Origin of the sequence: Nocardia sp. SSK8, from assembly GCF_037034205.1 — a bacterium.
Lineage (GTDB): Bacteria > Actinomycetota > Actinomycetes > Mycobacteriales > Mycobacteriaceae > Nocardia.
The window spans coordinates 182,546-200,252 of sequence record NZ_JBAGKD010000012.1; the positions used below are offsets into that span (position 1 = coordinate 182,546).

At 69.5% G+C, this 17,707-nt stretch carries 20 protein-coding genes; 7 read left to right on the forward strand and 13 right to left on the reverse strand.

Features of this window, described 5'->3' with window-relative positions:
* Positions 1-17: 17 nt before the first annotated feature.
* A complete protein-coding gene (gene hsaB, locus WA675_RS21850) occupies positions 18-593 on the forward strand; it encodes a 3-hydroxy-9,10-secoandrosta-1,3,5(10)-triene-9,17-dione monooxygenase reductase subunit (protein ID WP_336086690.1) in 576 nt (191 codons plus the stop codon).
* 55 nt (positions 594-648) lie between these two features.
* Here the strand turns inward: hsaB and WA675_RS21855 are convergent, their stop codons facing one another.
* Complete coding sequence (locus tag WA675_RS21855; RefSeq protein ID WP_336086691.1) at positions 649-2,046, reverse strand: saccharopine dehydrogenase family protein; 1,398 nt, start codon at positions 2,044-2,046, stop codon at positions 649-651.
* A 31-nt stretch (positions 2,047-2,077) separates the two neighbouring features.
* Here WA675_RS21855 and WA675_RS21860 point away from each other — a divergent pair, with 31 nt between their 5' ends.
* Positions 2,078-2,671, forward strand: a complete 594-nt coding sequence (locus WA675_RS21860; protein ID WP_336086692.1) for a TetR/AcrR family transcriptional regulator — start codon at positions 2,078-2,080, stop codon at positions 2,669-2,671.
* A 165-nt stretch (positions 2,672-2,836) separates the two neighbouring features.
* Complete coding sequence (locus WA675_RS21865) at positions 2,837-3,391, forward strand: YdeI/OmpD-associated family protein (protein WP_336086693.1); 555 nt, start codon at positions 2,837-2,839, stop codon at positions 3,389-3,391.
* 195 nt (positions 3,392-3,586) lie between these two features.
* On the opposite strand, the gene WA675_RS21870 is transcribed toward WA675_RS21865, so the two are convergent.
* From WA675_RS21870 to WA675_RS21890, 5 genes are all read right to left on the reverse strand, one after another.
* The gene (locus WA675_RS21870; protein ID WP_336086719.1) at positions 3,587-4,408 is read right to left on the reverse strand and encodes a GNAT family N-acetyltransferase; all 822 of its coding nucleotides are present in this window, start codon (positions 4,406-4,408) and stop codon (positions 3,587-3,589) included.
* A gap of 63 nt (positions 4,409-4,471) precedes the next feature.
* On the reverse strand, positions 4,472-4,765 hold the full coding sequence (locus tag WA675_RS21875) for a helix-turn-helix domain-containing protein (protein WP_336086694.1): 294 nt from the start codon (positions 4,763-4,765) through the stop codon (positions 4,472-4,474).
* 176 nt (positions 4,766-4,941) lie between these two features.
* A complete protein-coding gene (gene dmpG / locus WA675_RS21880) occupies positions 4,942-5,988 on the reverse strand; it encodes a 4-hydroxy-2-oxovalerate aldolase (protein ID WP_336086695.1) in 1,047 nt (348 codons plus the stop codon).
* A 12-nt stretch (positions 5,989-6,000) separates the two neighbouring features.
* Positions 6,001-6,906: an acetaldehyde dehydrogenase (acetylating) gene (locus tag WA675_RS21885; RefSeq protein WP_336086697.1), complete on the reverse strand. Its 906-nt coding sequence runs from the start codon at positions 6,904-6,906 to the stop codon at positions 6,001-6,003.
* A gap of 19 nt (positions 6,907-6,925) precedes the next feature.
* A complete protein-coding gene (locus WA675_RS21890; RefSeq protein WP_336086698.1) occupies positions 6,926-7,711 on the reverse strand; it encodes a 2-keto-4-pentenoate hydratase in 786 nt (261 codons plus the stop codon).
* A gap of 213 nt (positions 7,712-7,924) precedes the next feature.
* Here WA675_RS21890 and kstD point away from each other — a divergent pair, with 213 nt between their 5' ends.
* Both kstD and WA675_RS21900 read left to right on the forward strand, forming a co-directional pair.
* Positions 7,925-9,616 (forward strand): 3-oxosteroid 1-dehydrogenase, encoded by a 1,692-nt coding sequence (kstD, locus tag WA675_RS21895; protein WP_336086699.1) that lies wholly within the window; start codon positions 7,925-7,927, stop codon positions 9,614-9,616.
* Positions 9,617-9,626: 10 nt separating this feature from the next.
* Positions 9,627-10,487: a MaoC/PaaZ C-terminal domain-containing protein gene (locus WA675_RS21900; RefSeq protein ID WP_336086700.1), complete on the forward strand. Its 861-nt coding sequence runs from the start codon at positions 9,627-9,629 to the stop codon at positions 10,485-10,487.
* A gap of 103 nt (positions 10,488-10,590) precedes the next feature.
* Here WA675_RS21900 and WA675_RS21905 read toward each other — a convergent pair whose 3' ends face one another.
* The 6 genes from WA675_RS21905 to zapE form a co-directional block, all read right to left on the reverse strand.
* Complete coding sequence (locus tag WA675_RS21905) at positions 10,591-11,040, reverse strand: hypothetical protein (RefSeq protein ID WP_336086701.1); 450 nt, start codon at positions 11,038-11,040, stop codon at positions 10,591-10,593.
* On the reverse strand, positions 11,037-12,311 hold the full coding sequence (locus tag WA675_RS21910; RefSeq protein ID WP_336086702.1) for a DUF58 domain-containing protein: 1,275 nt from the start codon (positions 12,309-12,311) through the stop codon (positions 11,037-11,039). The genes WA675_RS21905 and WA675_RS21910 overlap by 4 nt, the downstream gene beginning before the upstream one ends.
* Positions 12,308-13,270 (reverse strand): AAA family ATPase, encoded by a 963-nt coding sequence (locus WA675_RS21915; protein ID WP_336086703.1) that lies wholly within the window; start codon positions 13,268-13,270, stop codon positions 12,308-12,310. The genes WA675_RS21910 and WA675_RS21915 overlap by 4 nt, the downstream gene beginning before the upstream one ends.
* A gap of 17 nt (positions 13,271-13,287) precedes the next feature.
* A complete protein-coding gene (locus WA675_RS21920) occupies positions 13,288-13,809 on the reverse strand; it encodes a hypothetical protein (RefSeq protein ID WP_336086704.1) in 522 nt (173 codons plus the stop codon).
* On the reverse strand, positions 13,806-14,711 hold the full coding sequence (locus WA675_RS21925; protein ID WP_336086705.1) for a DUF4129 domain-containing protein: 906 nt from the start codon (positions 14,709-14,711) through the stop codon (positions 13,806-13,808). The genes WA675_RS21920 and WA675_RS21925 overlap by 4 nt, the downstream gene beginning before the upstream one ends.
* A 156-nt stretch (positions 14,712-14,867) precedes the next feature.
* Positions 14,868-15,851, reverse strand: a complete 984-nt coding sequence (gene zapE, locus WA675_RS21930) for a cell division protein ZapE (protein ID WP_336086721.1) — start codon at positions 15,849-15,851, stop codon at positions 14,868-14,870.
* A gap of 64 nt (positions 15,852-15,915) precedes the next feature.
* Here zapE and WA675_RS21935 point away from each other — a divergent pair, with 64 nt between their 5' ends.
* Positions 15,916-16,608 (forward strand): TetR/AcrR family transcriptional regulator, encoded by a 693-nt coding sequence (locus tag WA675_RS21935; protein WP_336086706.1) that lies wholly within the window; start codon positions 15,916-15,918, stop codon positions 16,606-16,608.
* On the opposite strand, the gene WA675_RS21940 is transcribed toward WA675_RS21935, so the two are convergent.
* Positions 16,584-17,018 (reverse strand): NUDIX hydrolase, encoded by a 435-nt coding sequence (locus WA675_RS21940; RefSeq protein WP_336086707.1) that lies wholly within the window; start codon positions 17,016-17,018, stop codon positions 16,584-16,586. The two genes, WA675_RS21935 and WA675_RS21940, sit on opposite strands and share 25 nt — an antisense overlap.
* A 37-nt stretch (positions 17,019-17,055) precedes the next feature.
* Between WA675_RS21940 and WA675_RS21945 the strand changes: the two genes are divergently transcribed.
* Positions 17,056-17,634: a DapH/DapD/GlmU-related protein gene (locus WA675_RS21945; protein WP_336086708.1), complete on the forward strand. Its 579-nt coding sequence runs from the start codon at positions 17,056-17,058 to the stop codon at positions 17,632-17,634.
* The last annotated feature ends 73 nt before the right edge of the window (positions 17,635-17,707 follow it).

The following is a 17,707-nucleotide window of genomic DNA, read 5'->3' on the forward strand; positions in this document are numbered from 1 at the left end:
GAATGGCGGCGAGGGATATGACCGAACAGCTTCCGGCGATCGACGGCCGGCAGTTCCGTAATGTGCTGGGGCAGTTCTGCACCGGCATCACCGTGATCACCGCGCTCGACCCCGACGGCGCGCCGATCGGCTTCGCCTGCCAGTCCTTCGCCGCCCTGTCCCTCGACCCGCCCCTGGTGCTGTTCTGCCCCACCAAGGGCTCGCGCTCGTGGGCGGCGATCGAGGCGGCGGGCAAGTTCTGCGTGAACGTGCTCGCCGAGGCCCAGCAGCCGACCTGCGCGCGCTTCGGCTCGCGCGAGACCGACAAGTTCGCCGGAGTCCCCTGGCACACCTCCGATCTCGGGGTGCCGGTCCTCGACGAATCACTGGCCACCATCGAATGCACCGTCGACTCCGTGGTCGACGGTGGTGACCACTACATCGTCATCGGCCGGGTCCAGCGGCTGGCCGAATCGGAGACCACCAACGGCCGCCCGCTGCTGTTCTATCGCGGGCAGTACACCGGCATCGAGCCGGACAAGACCACGCCCGCGCCCTGGCGCGCGGACCTGGACCACTTTCTCACGACCACCAGTCTCGATACCTGGTTGTGAGTTGTCGAAAGCCCCGCTCGTCGTTCGGCGAGCGGGGCTTTCGCATGTCTCCGGCTCAGTGCGCGGCGAGCAAGGCGGTGAGCAGCGCGGAGGACAGTGCGGCCGTGTTGGTTTCGGGGGTGGACCAGCTGCGGGTGGTGATCGTCATCGCGTTCGGGTCGGGGTCGCCGATGCAGTGCGGGGCGAAGGCTGTGAAGAAGCGGTCCGGGTCGAGCAGGGTCTCGGGGGCGTGGACGCCGGGCTTCGGGTCGGCGGCCAGGAGCAGTGCGCCGACGGCCAGGGGGACGCCGGTGTTCTCGGCCATCGACAGGCCGGGGACCTGGCACAAGGCCGTTGCCGCCGTCGCCGGTGCGCCGTCGCGGAGGCCGGTGGCGATCGCGAATAGGGGTGGGAGTCCGCCTGCCGCTATGAGTTTCGCCGGGTCGGCGGGGAGTAGGCGTTCGACGCGGGCGGCGAGGCTGGCCGCCCGGTCGAGAGTCAGCAGGCGGTGGTCGATGGTCCAGCGCAGAGCGCGCAGTGCGGCCGTCGTCATCCGATCGCCGACTACCACCGAGGTCGCGGCGCGGAGTCCGGGGAAGGCGAGCGGCAGGGTGATCGCCTCCGGGTGGCCGAAGCTGCGGCCCTCGCCCGTGCCGAGTCCCGGGTAGTCGAGCCGGAACCGTTCCAGCGCAGGGCGTTCGGTGCGGATGCCGTTGCGGGTGACCGGGATGTCGCCGCTGATCTGGCGCATGCCGTGCACCACGGCGGCGGTCGGCCCTGTTGCGGTTCGACCAATAGCGGTTCGACCAATAGCGGTTCGGCCAATAGCGGTTCGGCCAATAGCGGTTCGACCGGCAGCGGGCTGACTGGCAGTGGCTCGACCAACAGCGGTTCGACTGGTAGCGGCCTGCCTGGCAGTGGCGCGACCGGTGGCGGATGACCCAGCTGACGCGGGTCCGGCGGTGGGCTGCCCGGCGATGGGGGGTTCGGGGTGGGCGGAGTGGATGTTCCAGCCGGTGACCAGGTCGTCGACCCGGTCGAGTTCGGCGGCCGCGCGCAGGGCGAGCAGGTTGGCGATGCCGGGGCTCGCACCCATGCCGAGCAGGGCGGTGACGCCCGCCGCCTTCGCTCGCGCGTCCAGTTCCAGCATGTCGAGGGTGGGCTGGGGGTCGTCACAGATGTCGATGTAGTCGCAGCCCGCGTCGATGGCGGCGGACAGGATCGGTGGGCCGAAGCGGAAGTACGGGCCGACGGTGTTCACGACGAGGTCGGCCGCGCGCAGGGCCCGGGCCAGCGCCGGGCCGTCGGTGACATCGAGTCCGCGGGCTTCGGCGTCCAGGTCGGCGGCGACCTCGCGCGCCGCCCGCTCGTCCCGATCGGCGATGATCAGCGAGCCGACCCCGCTGTCCGCGCGCAGGACCCGCGCCGCCACGCGCCCCATCTCCCCCGCTCCACCCAGTGCCAGAACTCGCATGACAGCCTCCCCATCGAATATATTGACTATCATGACAGTAAATAAAGTCGGCCGCCCGAGCAAGGCCAAGGAGCGGATCGCCCAGATCCTGCGGGCGGCGCGGTCGGTGGTGGCCGAGGAGGGTTTCTCCGCCACGACGCTGTCGCGGGTGGCCACGGCGGCCGGTGTCCAGCGCACCCTGGTCCTGCACTATTTCGGCAATCGGGACGGGCTCATGCAAGCCTTCATCACCGATGCGGTGGCGGCCTACGGCGACGCGATGCTGCGGCTCGGCGCGGACGAGCCGATCGAGCGGCGGGTGGCGCTGATGTTCGAGCCGGGCGCCTACGACAGCCGCGACGACCTGGTGGTGTGGTGCGAACTCGTCGCCCTCTCGGCCAGGGAAACCCTTGTCCGGCAACGTTTGCACGAGCTCTGGACCGAGCGCTGGCTACCCGGTCTCGAACACCAGCTCACCCTCGCCTACCCGGCCGCGCCCCCCGAGCAGACAGCCACCACGGCCTACGCGCTCGCCTGCCTCTTCGAGGCCCACTGGGCCTTCCACCTGCAAGGTGTGGACAGCCCCGAGCGTGCCACCCAGGCACAACAGGCCGCCCGAACCCTCCTCGCCGCGCTCGCGCCCTGAGGCAACCACCGGCGCCTGATGGAGCAACTCGCGGAGTGTGGCCTGCCTGGAACGACGAAATACCACGCGGCCAGGCACGCGATGATCCACGCACGGTCGATGACTCTGGCAACCGCTCATAAAACTGCTCATTTGATGAGCACTTATGCGAGCAGGATGGTTCTCATGAACCCGATCGAATTCCTCACCTGCGCCGACGCCGCCGAATGGAACACCTGGCTGTCGGCCCACCACGCCGACACGAACGAGGTCTGGGTCCGCATCGCCAAGAAGGGCGCCCCGACCCCCTCGGTGACGATCACCGAAACCCTCGACGGCGCCCTCTGCTACGGCTGGATCGACAGCCACCGCCGCCGCCTCGACGCCAACCACTACCTCCAGCGCTACTCCCCCCGCCGCGCCCGCAGCCCGTGGTCCCAGGTCAATGTGGCCAAGGCCGAGGACCTCATCGCCGCGGGCCGCATGCGCCCGGCCGGGTTCGCCGCCATCGAAGAAGCCGTCGCCGACGGCCGTTGGGCAGGCGCCTACGAACGCCAGCGCACCGCCGAAACCCCCTCCGATCTGGCGGCAGCGCTGACCGAAGCCCCCGCAGCACAGGCCGCCTATAACGCGCTCTGCCGCTCCGGCCAGTACCGCCTCTTCCTGCCGATCCTCAAAGCCGCGAACCCTTCCACTCGCGCTACCCGTGTCGCACAGGTCATCGAGGCTCTCGTCAACTGAACCGCGTGGGGGCGCGACGACATTCATACGCGGCCACCACCACTATCCGCGATGGCGCCGCACAAGTTCGCAGTCGCCACCGCCATCCTCGACGTGCTGCACAAGATCCACGGCCCGGGTGATCAGCCCACTGTGCTCGGCCCGATCATGCCATCGGACCCGCCCGGTCGGGTCGGGGTCGGCCCGGGGGACCGATCACACCTCTTTGACCAGCACCGCACGCGTATAGAGCAGCGAAAACCCTCGCCCCTGCGCGTTCCGCTGCGACGTGGACCCGGGCTGCGTGGTGACCACCGCAAGCTCACAACCCGCCGCAGCGGCCTCCGCCAGCCGCGCCGACAGCAGCGCGGTCTGCACCCCGCGCCGCCGATGCTCGGGTAGTGTCGCCGCCCCCGCGAGCGCCGCCACCGCCCCATCGATCCGCATACTGGCCCCACCAGCGGCCACCCCATCCCGAAACGCGAGATAGCGCCGGGTGTTCCCGCTGGAAGCCATCGCCCGCATCACCGTCGCGAGAGCCTCCCGCGGAAATTCCTCGTGCGAGGCCACCCCCTCGTCATCGGAGTGCGCGAACCCCTCCACCACCACATCCAGCCACGCCCCCATCTCGTCGCCCTCATCCCTGCGCACCTCCACCCCGTCCGGCCCCGCCCAGCGCCGCCCACCCAACTCCACCCCGAGCACATCCTCGAACGACACCAGCCGATACCCCCGCCCCGTCAACACCGCCCCGATCCGCGGATCCGCCAGATGCGCCAACTCCACCTGCACCGGCACCCCCACCCCCGCATAGGCCCGCTCCACCGCCTCCCACTCCTCCCCCGCAGGCACCCCACCGAACCCCACCCCCACCACCTTGTTCAACGGCGACCCCACCCCCGCGAAACAAGCAGCCCCACCCCCGAACTCCCGCACAAACCCCGCTCCCTCCCGCCCCGCGGCCACCTCAGCCGCCCCGGCAATAGCCGCAGCCTCCAACCCCTCGACCCGAGCCGCCAACCCGACCCCACAGAACAATGTCCCGACAGATTCGCCCATGAGCCAGTTATAAACACCCTGTCCAGCGAGTTTCGTAGGGAATCAGGCGACGCGCGGGCGCACCTGTACGACCAGGTCCGCATCGAGGGCGCGAGCCAACCGCTCGAGCACCGGAATACTGGGAACGGTCCCACCGGCTTCGAACCGCGCGACTGCCGACTGGGTCATATCCGCCGCGGCCGCGAGTGTGGACTGACTCCAGCCACGATCTTCCCGCATTCCACGAATGGTTCGACCCAGCTCGAATGCCAGCCGCGCGGCATCATAGGCCTCAGCGGCCCCCGGCTCCTTCATCCGCTGATCTCGCAGGTCAGCCCACCCGCTACGCTCCGCCATCGCCATCCTCCTCCAGCACATGCCGCTCGGCTTCGCATCGACGCATCGCACCGCGCGCCCGAGCGACCTCACGCCTGCGCGGGTTGTCATGCATGAATCGAATGAGTCGCTTTCGGACGCGGATACGCGAACGGCGTGGCCCGGAGGTGCCGGGTCACGCCGTTGGGCTGGGTGGGTCAGGCCTTGGTGGCTTCGCGTTGGAGTTCGAGGGCGATGTCGATGAGTTGGTCTTCCTGGCCGCCGACGAGTTTTCGTTGGCCTGCGCGGACGAGCATTTCGGCGGCGGAGACGTTGTAGCGTTCGGCTTGGCGTTCGGCGTGGCGGAGGAAGCTCGAGTAGACGCCGGCGTAGCCCATCATGAGGGCCTGGCGGTCGAGGAGGCATTCGGTGGGCATGGCGGGGCGGACGACGTCTTCGGCGGCGTCGGTGACGGCGAAGAAGTCGACGCCGGTCTTGATGCCGAGTTTGTCGCAGACGCCGATGAAGGCTTCGACGGGGAGGTTGCCCGCGCCCGCGCCGAAGCGGCGGGCGGAGCCGTCGATCTGGGTGGCGCCCGCGCGCACGGCGTAGACGGAGTTGGCCACGGCGAGGCCGAGGTTCTCGTGGCCGTGGAAGCCGACCTGGGCGTCGTCGCCGAGTTCGGCGACCAGGGCCGAGACGCGGTCGGAGACCTGTTCGAGCACCAACGCTCCGGCGGAATCGACGACATACACGCACTGGCAGCCCGCGTCGGCCATGATGCGCGCCTGCTTGGCCAGGTTCTCCGGGGTGGTGGAGTGGGCCATCATCAGGAACCCGACGGTCTCGAGGCCGAGTTCGCGGGCGAGCCCGAAGTGCTGGATGGAGACATCGGCCTCGGTGCAGTGGGTGGCGATGCGGCAGATGGAGGCGCCGTTGTCCTGGGAGATCTTGATGTCTTCCTTGACGCCGACACCCGGCAGCATGAGGAAGGCGATCTTGGCCTGCTTGGCGGTCTCCGCGGCGGCCTTGATCAGCTCCTGCTCGGGGGTTTTCGAGAACCCGTAGTTGAACGAGGAGCCGCCGAGGCCGTCACCGTGGGTCACCTCGATGACCGGCACGCCCGAACCGTCCAGGGCGGCGACGATATTACGCACCTCGTCCACGGTGAACTGGTGGCGCTTGTGGTGCGAGCCGTCGCGCAGCGAGGTGTCGGTGACGCGGACATCGAGTTCGCCCGAGAAGGGCTTCAGGATATTGCTCATGGTCGAATCTCCTTACACCCGAGCCGAGATGATCTGATCGGCCAGCACATCGCCCACGCGGGTCGCGGCGGCGGTCATGATGTCGAGGTTGCCCGCGTACGGCGGCAGGAAGTCGCCCGCGCCCTCGACCTCGACGAAGATCGAGACCTTCGCCATGCCGCCGGAGACCACCGACGGGTCGTCGAACTGCGGGTCGTTGAGCAGGCGATAGCCGGGCACGTATTCCTGGATCGACTTCTCCATGCGGAAGATGCTCTCGGCGATGGCATCCCGATCGGCGTCCTCGGGAATGGCGCAGAAGATGGTGTCGCGCATGATCATCGGCGGCTCGGCCGGGTTCAGGATGATGATGGCCTTGCCGCGTTCCGCGCCGCCGATGGTCTCGACGCCCTTGGAGGTGGTCTTGGTGAACTCGTCGATGTTGGCGCGCGTGCCCGGTCCGGCCGACACCGAGGACACCGACGCCACGATCTCCGCGTACTTCACCGGCACGACGCGGGACACGGCCGCCACCATGGGAATCGTGGCCTGGCCACCGCAGGTGATCATGTTGACGTTCGGCGCGTCCCGCAGCGAATCGAGGTTCACCGGCGGGATCACCGCCGGGCCGACGGCGGCGGGGGTGAGGTCGACGGAACGGATGCCCGCGGCCTCGTATTTCGGCGCGTAGGCGCGGTGCACGTAGGCGGAGGTGGCCTCGAACAGCAGGTCCGGCTTCTCGTCGAGGGCCAGCAGCCAGTCCGCGCCGTCCGCGGAGGTCTCCAGACCCAGCCCGCGCGCCCGCTTCAGCCCCTCGGACTCGGGGTCGATGCCGATCATCCAGCGCGGCTCGATCTTGTCCGAGCGCAGCAGCTTGTACAGCAGGTCGGTGCTGATATTGCCGGACCCCACGATCGCGGCGGTGACTTTGCTCGTCACGGTGTACTCCTAGGGAAGATCAGCTGAAACGCAAACGGACGGAACCGAGCCCGGTGAACTCGGCGAGGAATTCGTCACCGGGGCGGGCGTCGATGGCGCGGGTGCAGGAGCCGGGCAGCACGATGTCGCCCGCCTTCAGCCGCACGCCGAAGCTCGCGACCTTGCGCGCCAGCCAGGCGACCGCGATCACCGGATCGCCGAGGACCGCGTCGCTGCGCCCCTCCGCGATGACCTCGCCGTTACGGGTGAGCACCGCGTCGATGGCCTTGATGTCGATGTCGCCGGGGGCGACGCGCTCCTTGCCGAGCACGAAGCCCGCCGAGGAGGCGTTGTCGGAGATGGTGTCGGCCAGGCCGATCTTCCAGTCCTTGATGCGCGAGTCGATGAGTTCGATGGCCGGGGCGTAGGCGACGGTGGCGGCGAGGACGTCTGCCTCGGTGCAGTCCGCGCCGGGCAGGTCGGCGCCGAGCACGAAACCGACCTCGACCTCCACCCGCGGCAGCAGGTACTTCGAGGTGTCGACGGGGACGTCCTCGAAGACCTCCATCTCGCCGAGCAGATGCCCGTAGTCGGGCTCGTCGACGCCCATCATCTGCTGCATCGCCTTCGACGACAGGCCCACCTTGTGGCCGACGATCGTGGCGCCCGACCGCAGTCGGCGCTGGATGTTGAGCAGCTGGATCTCGTAGGCGTCGACGACATCGATGTCGGGATACCGGTCGACCAGCGGCGAGACGGCGACCCGCTCGTCCTCGGCGCGGGCCAGTTCGTCGGCGAGTTGAGTTCGTACCGCGTCGGGCAGCACGCGGACCTCCTTGGCAGCACGGGCGGGGCAGGATCTACGGCAAAACTGTAACCGGTTGCGCACACCAGCGTCAGCCGTTCACCTGACACTACAACGAAACCAACGGTGATTTCTATAACATGTTCCACTTTTCCTGGGGATTCCACGGAGCCCACTGGAACGAGTTCCATTTTTGGTCGCCAAACTTCGGATCACTTCTATAACGTGTTCTACATGAGTGATCGGGAATACGATGTGGTGGTGGTCGGTAGCGGCGCCGCCGGGATGACGGCCGCCCTCGCCGCGGCCCACAAGGGACTGAGCGTCGTGCTGCTGGAGAAGGCCGCGCACTACGGCGGGTCCACGGCCCGATCCGGCGGTGGCGTCTGGATTCCGGGCAACAAGGCACTGAAGGCCTCCGGCCGTCCCGACGACCGCGAGGACGCGCGCACCTACCTGCACAGCATCATCGGCGATGTGGTGCCCGCGGAGAAGATCGACACCTACCTCGATCGCGGCGCCGAGGCGTTCGACTTCGTCCTCGACCACACGCCACTGAAGATGAAGTGGGTTCCCGGCTACTCCGACTACTACCCGGAGGCTCCGGGCGGGCTGGGCGAGGGCCGCTCGTGCGAGCCGACGCCGTTCAACGGCAAGGTGCTCGGCGCGGAACTGGCCAACCTGGAACCGCCGTACGCCAAGGCGCCGCTGAACGTGGTCGTCATGCAGGCCGATTTCGTGCGCCTCAACCTGATCAAGCGTCATCCCAAGGGCATGATGCGGGCCATGCGCGTCGGCGCGCGCACCTATCTTGCCAAGTTCACCGGCAAGCACCTGCTCGGCATGGGCCAGGCGATCATCGCCGCCATGCGCAAGGGCCTGCTCGACGCGGGCGTGCCGGTGCTGCTCAACACCCCGCTCACCGAGCTGGTGGTCACCGACGGCCGGGTGACCGGCGTCAAGGCCACCGTCGACGGGAAGCCGACCACCTTCACCGCCCGCTACGGCGTCGTGCTGGGCACCGGCGGTTTCGAGCACAACGCCGACCTGCGCGCCAAGTACCAGCGGCAGCCGATAACCACTGAGTGGACAACCGGCGCCGCGGCCAACACCGGTGATGGCATCGTCGCGGGTATGGCAGTGGGCGCGACGGTCGGCTTCATGGAGGACGCCTGGTGGGGTCCGACCATCTTCAAGGGTGGCAAGCCGTGGTTCGCGCTGGCCGAGCGCAATCTGCCCGGCACCATCATGGTCAACGACCGGGGCGAGCGGTTCGGCAACGAGTCGGCGCCGTATGTCGAGGCGGTGCACACCATGTACGGCGGTGAGTACGGCCAAGGCGCCGGGCCGGGCGAGAACGTGCCCGCCTGGCTGGTGTTCGACCAGCGCTACCGCAACCGCTACATCTTCGCCGGGTTGCAGCCCGGGCAGCGGTTCCCCGCGCGCTGGCTGGAGAACGACAACATCGTCAAGGCCGACAGCATCGCGGAGCTGGCCGGGAAGATCGGCGTGCCCGCCGACAGCCTGGACGCCACCGTCACCCGGTTCAACGGTTTCGCCGCCGCGGGCAAGGACGAGGACTTCGGCCGCGGCAACAGCCACTACGACCGCTACTACGGCGATCCCACCGTCAAGCCCAACCCGTGCCTGGCCGAGATCTCGCAGGGCCCGTTCTACGCGGCCAAGATCGTGCCGGGCGACCTGGGCACCAAGGGCGGCCTGGTCACCGACACCTCCGGACGTGTCCTGCGCGAGGACGATTCGGTGATCGATGGCCTGTACGCCTCGGGCAACTCCAGCGCCCCCGTGATGGGCCACACCTACGCGGGCCCCGGCGCCACCATCGGCCCCGCGATCACCTTCGCCTATCTCGCGGTGCTCGACATCGCCGCCGCGAAGGCGGCCGAGACCGCCCCGACCAGCTAGGAGCAAGCACATGCCGATCGACCTCGGGACCGCCCTCGGCGCGGAGCTGCCCGCCAGGGAGTTCAGCTGGACGTCCACCGACGTGCAGCTCTACCACCTCGGCCTCGGCGCGGGCGCGCGTTTCACCGAGCCCGCCGAACTGCGGTATCTCACCGACGGCACCCCGCAGGTGCTGCCCACCTTCGCCACCGTCGCGCCCACCCTCGGGGAGACCGATCCGCCGCGGGTGAGCTTCCCCGGCATCGAGATCGACCTGGCCAAGGTGGTGCACGGGCACCAGGAGATCGAGGTGCACCGGCCCATTCCGGCCGCCGGTAAGGCGACCAGCACCGGCCGGATCAGCGAGATCTGGGACAAGGGCGCCAACGCGGTGATCGTGCAGGAGCACACCGTCGTCGGCTCCGACGGCGCGCCGCTGTGGACGGCGCGCTCGTCGATTTTCGCCAGGGGCGAGGGCGGTTTCGGTGGCGAGCGCGGGCCCAGCGCCAAGACCGCGCTGCCCGAGCGGGCCCCCGACGCGGAGCTGCGCACCCCGACGCTGCCCCAGCAGGCGCTGCTGTACCGGCTCTGCGGTGACCGCAATCCGCTGCACTCGGATCCCGAATTCGCCAAGGGCGCGGGCTTTCCCGCACCGATCCTGCACGGGCTGTGCACCTACGGCACGGTCTGCAAGGCCATCACCGACGCGCTGCTCGACAGCGACGCCGCCCGGGTGGCCGGTTTCCGGGCGAAGTTCGCGGGTGTGCTCTACCCCGGCGAGACGCTGCGGATCAAGGTCTGGCGGGAAGACGACCAGTTCATCGGCGCGGTGACCGTCGTCGAGCGCGACGACGCGCCGGTCCTGAGCGACGTCGCCCTGCGGATCGCCTGAGCCGAATGACCCGGTGGTAGTGCGGTTTTCGCCGTCACCGCCACCGGGTCATCCTTTTCGGTGACGACGGTGTGGAGGGAGCCCGAGCACTGGCTCGGCGCGCTCATCGGGTAGCCGGGGCCGCCTCGGCGGATGGGCGCGGGGTGAGACTGCCGACGAGCAGGGCGTAGATCAGCACGATGAGAATCGGCGCGGCCAGTGGCGCCCAGACCAGCTGCACCGGGACCAGGGCCGCGGTGGCCGCGGCGATGGTGAACAGGATGGCGCCGCCCACCGAGGGGATCGTGGTGGGGACGACGCCGTCGGGGGCGTGCAGCACGGCCGCGTTGAGCAGGTACGTGGTGGCCACCAGACCGGTGGCGGCCGCGGCGATCACACCGATCTCGGCGAAGGCCAGCACGCCGATCACCACCAGCACCGCGCCGATCGAGGCCGGGCGCCACCACCAGCTCGCGATCACCAGGGCCAGCGCGGCCAGTCCGGCCGGGGGGAAGATCAACGCGACGGCGGCCACCAGCAGCAGACCGGCGAGCAGGGCGAGGAAACGGATCATTTGCGCACCCGGACGGTTCGGCGGTGCTGGGGCAGCAGGCGCATGGCCTGGTCGAGACGGGTGTCCTCGGGCCAGGCGATGATGTCGACGCCGATGGTGCCCATGTCGCGATACATCGAGGCCCGCTCGAGCTGCCACATCTTGGCCATGGTCGGGTCCAGTCCCTCCTCGAACGGGGTGCCGCGCAGCACGTCCACCGCGACCACCACGTGCCCGCGCTTGCGCAGATCGATCAGCGCGAGGGCGAACTGGGTGTCGAGCAGGGTGGAGAACGCGACGACGATGGCGCCGATCGGCACCGCGGCGTGCGGGGCCAGGGTGCCGGTGGTCTCCACGTGTTCGTCGCCGACGCCGAGCACGGTGTCGACGATGCGGTAGAACTGCCTGCGGCCGATATCGGGGCGCAGCCAGCGCGGCGACTCGCCCAGGCACACCACGGCGGTGCGGTCACCGGCCTGCAGCGTGGACTGCACCACCTGCGCCGCGCCGCGCACCGAGAGTTCCAGCGAGGCGGAGGCCGGGCCGGGTGCCTGCTGGGAGGTGTCGACCAGGACCACCACATCGGCGGAGCGGTTGGTGAAGCGCTCGGTGACGTACAGCCTGCCGCGCCGCGCGCTGACCGGCCAGTTCACCGTGCGCAGCTGGTCGCCGGGCGCGTAGGCGCGGATGTCGGCGTATTCCACCCCGGGCCCGTGCTTGCGGGTCAGGTGGGTGCCGATGCGGTCGGGAAGTTCGGTGCGCGGCAGGCGCATTCGCTGCGGGTCGGCGATCGGGTACACGTACAGTTTGGCCGCGGGCAGCTCGGCGGTGGCCACGGCCAGCCCGGCCGGGCTCAGCGCGGAGACCTTGACCTGCACCGGATACCTGCCCCAGCGCGCGGCCGAGAGCGACAGCTCCACCCCCGCGGGCGCGCCGCCGGAATCGTGGGCGTCCTCGACCTCGAGGTTCAGCCCGTCCAGCGGCACCGGGGTCATTCGCAGCAGCGCGTGCCCGCTCTCGACGAAAGCGGCCGCGCTGCAGCCGATCACCTCGTTCTCGAAGCAGCGCACCGTGCCGCTGCCGTCGACCTGGATGCGGGTGCGCGCCTGCTGCCACGGCGCGGTCGCCAGCACCCCGAGCATCGGGGCGGCGAAGACCACCAGCTGCCACTGCCCGCGCAGCACCGCGACGACCAGCGCCGCGGCCGCGCAACCCGCCAGGATGAACACCAGGGGTGCGGGCCGCCAGCGCAGATCGACCTCGACCGTCCGGGATTCGTCGCGGTGCTTCATGTGCTGGTGGCGCGGGGCACCGGTAGCCGGCGCAGCAGCTCGGTGATGACGTCCTCACCCCGGATGCGGCGCACCCACATCTCCGGGCGCAGCGTGATCCGATGCGCCATGGCGGGCACGGCCAGCGCCTTCACGTCCTCGGGAATCACGTAGTCACGGCCCAGCAGCAGGGCCCTGGCACGCGACATCTGCACCAGGTCGAGCTCGGCGCGCGGGCTGGCACCGACCTCCACCTGCGGATGACTGCGGGTGGCCGAGGCCAGCGCGACCACATAGTTCACGACATCGGGATGCACGGTGACGAACTCGACCGACTGCCGCATCTCCATCAGCCCGTGCGCGTCGACCACCTGACCCACCTGCGGTGGCGTGGAACCACGTTCGAGCCGACGCCGGATCATCTGCGTCTCGTCCTGCTCGGACAGGTACCCCAACCGCAGCTGGATGGCGAACCGGTCGAGCTGGGCCTCCGGCAGCGGGTAGGTGCCCTCGTACTCGATCGGGTTGTCGGTGGCCAGCACGATGAACGGCTGGGGCAGCAGGAAGGTCTCCCCGTCGATGCTGACCTGGCCCTCGGCCATGGCCTCCAGCAGCGCCGCCTGGGTCTTGGGCGGGGTGCGGTTGATCTCGTCGGCGAGCAGGACATTGGTGAAGACCGGACCGCGACGGAAATTGAACCGGCCCGAGGACATGTCGTAGATCGTCGAGCCCAGCAGGTCAGCGGGCAGTAAATCGGGCGTGAACTGCACGCGGGTGAAGTCCAGGCCGAGCGCGGCCGCGAAGGACCGCGCGATCAGCGTCTTACCCAGGCCTGGCAGGTCCTCGATGAGGATGTGTCCTCCGGACAGCACGGCGATCATGATGAGCTGCAACTCATCTCGCTTGCCGACCACGACGCGGCCCAGCTCACGCAGCACGGCGTCGGAGCGCTGGACGGTCACGTTCAACGGCATGGTCATCGGTGGCCTCTAACCCCTCACATCGTCTGCAATCGGCGCAGGATCTCGTCCAGCGCCTCCCTACCCGGTGCGCGACCGGTCTGGTCGCGCAATGCCGAGTTCGCCGGATCGACCCAGCGCCACAGTTCGGGACCGAACTGCAGCTGACCGGCGGCTTCGGTGGCTCTGCGGTTCTTGGCGACACGCAGGCCGGTGGACAGTTCGAACTCCTTGGCCAGCAGCGGGCGCAGGTGGCGGTCCCAGTCGGCGCGGGTGCCGTCGGCGCGGGCGGTGAGCATCTCGGCCCTGGCATGCCAGCGGCCCAGCATCTCGGCCGGGCCGTTGTCGATGTACTCGGTCAGCGGTTCCTCGCGCACCACGCGATGTCGCAGCGACCAGAGCAGCATGCCCAGCGCGACGGCCACCGGAAAGGCCACGGCCAGCAGCACGAAATCGCGTTCCAGGCGCACCAGCGCGATCTCGATCACGACCACCGCGACGACCGCGACGCCGATCACCGACGACCGCCCCATCCCCTGAGTGGGCTCCTGTGCCGTCACGTTGTCACCAGCCTTCGCTGTAGATCCGTGAGCACGATGCGCAGCAGTTGCTCGGCGCGCATGCGCTGCCATTCCAGCATCGAGTGCGGGCTGAACCGCGCCTCTTCGAACAGGGCAACCAGCTCACGGGCCGAAGCATCGTGCAGCACACCGCTTTCGAAGGCGCGGGCGAGCACCTCCATCGGGGTGTCGGAGGCCTTCGGGCGGGCGGCGAGGTCGCTGGACAGGCCGCGCTCCATGGCCACGTAACAGGCGATGATGGCGGTGCGCGGGTCCTGACCGGGCGCGTTCATGGCGGCCAGGCCCATCTCGGCGGCCCTGGTGAGCGAATCCACCTCGCTCGGTGTGGGTTCGGGCGCGGCCGCGGTAGGCGGCGGGATCTCCCGGCGCGCGGCCACCGCGACGACCACCAGACCCACCAGCGCGACGCCGATCAGCACGACGGCCAGCACCACCGCGATCAGCATGGCGGTGCCGGTGAGGTCGTGGGTGCCGGTGGTCGGGTCGGGCGCGGGCGCGTCGGTGGGGGTGGGCACCGGGCCCGAGCCCTCGGGCAGGGTCTCGGAGGCGGGGCGCATCGGCCGGGCGCCCGGCAGCAGGAACAGCGCGGTGACGCCGCCGGCGAAGACCAGCGCGACCACCGCCACCGCGATCGGCGCCAGCACCGCCATCCGGCGCCACTGGAAGCGCGGTAGCGCCTCGCGTTCGTGTTGCGGCATGGCCAGCGGCAGACGATGCTGACTGGCGATCACCCCGGCGACCAGGATGACGATGGACACCAGCAGCAGCACCGGCATCACCGCGACCAGCAGCGGGCTGGGCGGGCCGGAGGTGGTGTTCTCGCCCGCCTCGGGCAGATAGCCGTGCAGTGCGATGGTCGCCGCGGCTACCAGTGCGATCACGACGATCGCCCGCGGTATGGGCTGATTCACCCCGATCACAGCTGTACCACCAAACCCCAGTGCCTGCACAAAACAGCCACATAGTTACATGCCGAGTGGTTCCTCGGGAGGAAATCGCTGCTTTTGGATTCCCTCCCCCTTTATTGTCCCCCTGAACTACGGGGCTTGTTGAGCGGAACAAACGACCGGGGGCAACTCCCCGAGCCTGCTCGCGGTCCGCGCGAGTTCCGGGACGGCCGGGACCCCGGCGGTCAATTCGGTCACCGGTTCAGTCGCGTGGACGGTGACCGGGATATCGGCGTCGTAGAGCACGTCGATCAGGTTCACCAGCCGCATGGCCCAGTCGGGGGGCACCTCGCGCAGTGGCGGGACCGCGTGCAGGGTCCAGCGGCGGAAGCGGCGGGCCAGGGTCAGGTAGTCGGCGGCGCCGGTCGGGACGCCGCAGAGCTGGGTGAACTCGAAGGTCACCGCGTCGCCGTCGACGGCGGCCGCGCGCGCCGTGCGGCCGTTGCCCAGCTCGATCGGCACATCACCGGCTCCGTCGGCCCCGGGACCAGCGCCGATCGACGCCTCGATGACATAGCCGCCCGCGACGAAGCCGGTGTCGCCGCGACGGCCCAGGGTGCGGTAGTCCAGCGGGCCGTCGAGGGTGAGCTCGTCGAGGTGCTCGACGATCCGCTCGATGGTCGGCACGAACCGGTCGTGGAACAGCGGGTTGGGCAGTAGTTCGCGGGGCGCGTAGTTCGAGGTGACGACCAGGGTGCGGCGCTGGGCGAACAGGGTGTCCAGCAGCCGGGTGACCAGCATGGCGTCGCCGATGTCGTTGACGTGGAACTCGTCGAAGCAGACCAGATCCGCGTCCGCGAGCAGGGCCGCGACGGCCTGTTCGATCGCGCCGAGTTCGTGGGTGGCCGTGTGCAGGGCGGCGAAGAAACCGTGGAAGTGGAAGCGGCGCTTGCGTTCCGAGCGCACCTCCGCGAAAAAGCGGTCCATCATCATCGTCTTGCCGCGCCCCGGCCTGCCGTGCAGGTAGACGCCCCGGTGCCGCTTGCGCGGCCTGCCGTGCCGGTCGAGCAGGGCCGCGAGCGCCGCGCCCGCCGCCACCTGGGCCGGGTCGAGAACCACCGTGCCGGATTCCATGGTCACCTCCTGGTCCTCTACAGTTGTAGAGGACCAGCTCGACGGCCGACCAGCGAAGGTGACGATGTCCACAGACCGCCGCAGCCAGATCGTGCGGGGCGCGATCGACCTCATCGCCACCCAGGGCATCCGCGCCCTCACCCACCGCGCCCTGGACACTCGGCTCGAGCTGCCGCCGGGCTCCACGTCCTACTACTTCCGCACCAGAAACGCCCTGATCGCGGCGGTCGCCGACGGCATCACCGCCCGCTCGCGCGCCGATTTCGAGTCGATGTTCGGCGCGGCGGAGGACCAGCGCGCGCCGGTCGAGTCCAGGGAACGACGCGAGTCCGCCGGTCCGCACGGCGCCGGGCCGGATAGGCGCGATGCCAGTGCACGCGGTCCGTCCGACGCGGTAGCGCCGCAGGTCGCGCGCGAGATCGCCGACTGGCTCACCGAGCTGCTGACCTCTCGCCGCAACGACCTCATCGCCCGGCACGCACTGATCATCGAGGTGCTGTCCGACCCCGACCCGCACGCACGCCTGGCGGGCAGTCTGTTCTCGCTGGAGCACGCCACCGAGCTGTGCGCGCGGCTGGACGCCCCCGAGCCAGCGCGCGCGGCGGGCGATTTCCTGGCACTGCTGGAGGGTCTGGTGTTCGATCGGTTCGCGGGACTGCGCGCCGACCGGGTTGTGACGGCCGACGAACTCGCCCGTCCCCTGTCACAGTTTCTGGTGACCGTGAATGGTGACTATTCCCAACCCAATTCCGAATAGGATTTACCGGAATCCAGTGCGGCAATTCCGAGTCCCGAATATTCGATGAGATCACCGGGGAGTTCGCGCAGCGGAAACCACTGCAGGGCATAGCATTTGTCGGGCTCCCGGTTGAAAGGCTCGCCCTGCCAGCGCTCGGCGCGGAAGAACAGCCCCACCCGCGAATCCCGCCCGGGCGCGGTCACATGGCCGACGTGCACCAGTCGCAGTGCGTCGGGATCGATCTCGACCCCGATCTCCTCGGCGGCCTCCCGCGCCGCGCCCACCCGCGCCGACTCGTCCGCTTCGAGCTTGCCCGAGGGCAGGTGCCAGCGGTGGTCGTACTTGTCGCCGCTGCGGCGCAGGCTCAGCAGGATCCGCTCGTCGCGCACGAGCAGCAGATGGACATCGACGACGTGGCGTGTGATCACCTGTCCGAGCCTACGAGCGGTAGGCGAGAATCGGCCGATGGCAAGCGATCCCTTCATGCTGATCCACGATCCCGAACGTCTCGCCCAGGGCGAACGGGTGCTCGGCGCCGACTTCCGCGCCATGCACGAGCGCGTGCTGGCGGTCACCGCGCTCACCTCGCGCCTGAACACCACACCTTTCGACGACGAGACGACCAAGGCCGCGCTGTTCGAGCAGATCCTGGGCCGCCCGCTCCCACCGGGCGTCACCATCTACCCGCCCTTCTACACCGATCACGGCCTCAACCTGGACCTGGCCGAGCGGGTGTTCGTGAATCAGGGCTGCACATTCCTCGACTACGCGGGCATCCGGCTGGGCCGGGGCGTGATGATCGGCCCGAAGGCCACCTTCATCACCATGGGCCACCCGGTGGACCCCGAGGAACGGCGCCGGATGCTCACCGGCGCCCCTATCGATGTGGCCGAGAACGTATGGATCGGCGCGGGCGCGACCATCCTGCCCGGCGTCAGCATCGGCCGCGATGCCGTGATCGCCGCGGGTGCCGTCGTGGCCGACGACGTGCCCGCGGCGAGCCTGGTGACCGGCCCCAAGGCGACGGTCAACCGCAGCTGGTAGCCCGGCGCGAACACCGCTGAACCGGGGCGTGATGCTCGGCCTCCGCAACCGAGCGATGAGCACCGGGCCAGAG

Coding starts and splice junctions, on each gene's coding strand:
- hsaB (WP_336086690.1), top strand. CDS start 18: ATGACCGAACAGCTTCCGGCGATCGACGGCCGGCAGTTCCGTAATGTG.
- WA675_RS21855 (WP_336086691.1), bottom strand. CDS start 2,046: ATGCGAGTTCTGGCACTGGGTGGAGCGGGGGAGATGGGGCGCGTGGCG.
- WA675_RS21860 (WP_336086692.1), top strand. CDS start 2,078: ATGACAGTAAATAAAGTCGGCCGCCCGAGCAAGGCCAAGGAGCGGATC.
- WA675_RS21865 (WP_336086693.1), top strand. CDS start 2,837: ATGAACCCGATCGAATTCCTCACCTGCGCCGACGCCGCCGAATGGAAC.
- WA675_RS21875 (WP_336086694.1), bottom strand. CDS start 4,765: ATGGCGGAGCGTAGCGGGTGGGCTGACCTGCGAGATCAGCGGATGAAG.
- dmpG (WP_336086695.1), bottom strand. CDS start 5,988: ATGAGCAATATCCTGAAGCCCTTCTCGGGCGAACTCGATGTCCGCGTC.
- kstD (WP_336086699.1), top strand. CDS start 7,925: ATGAGTGATCGGGAATACGATGTGGTGGTGGTCGGTAGCGGCGCCGCC.
- WA675_RS21900 (WP_336086700.1), top strand. CDS start 9,627: ATGCCGATCGACCTCGGGACCGCCCTCGGCGCGGAGCTGCCCGCCAGG.
- WA675_RS21905 (WP_336086701.1), bottom strand. CDS start 11,040: ATGATCCGTTTCCTCGCCCTGCTCGCCGGTCTGCTGCTGGTGGCCGCC.
- WA675_RS21910 (WP_336086702.1), bottom strand. CDS start 12,311: ATGAAGCACCGCGACGAATCCCGGACGGTCGAGGTCGATCTGCGCTGG.
- WA675_RS21915 (WP_336086703.1), bottom strand. CDS start 13,270: ATGACCATGCCGTTGAACGTGACCGTCCAGCGCTCCGACGCCGTGCTG.
- zapE (WP_336086721.1), bottom strand. CDS start 15,851: ATGGAATCCGGCACGGTGGTTCTCGACCCGGCCCAGGTGGCGGCGGGC.
- WA675_RS21935 (WP_336086706.1), top strand. CDS start 15,916: ATGTCCACAGACCGCCGCAGCCAGATCGTGCGGGGCGCGATCGACCTC.
- WA675_RS21945 (WP_336086708.1), top strand. CDS start 17,056: ATGGCAAGCGATCCCTTCATGCTGATCCACGATCCCGAACGTCTCGCC.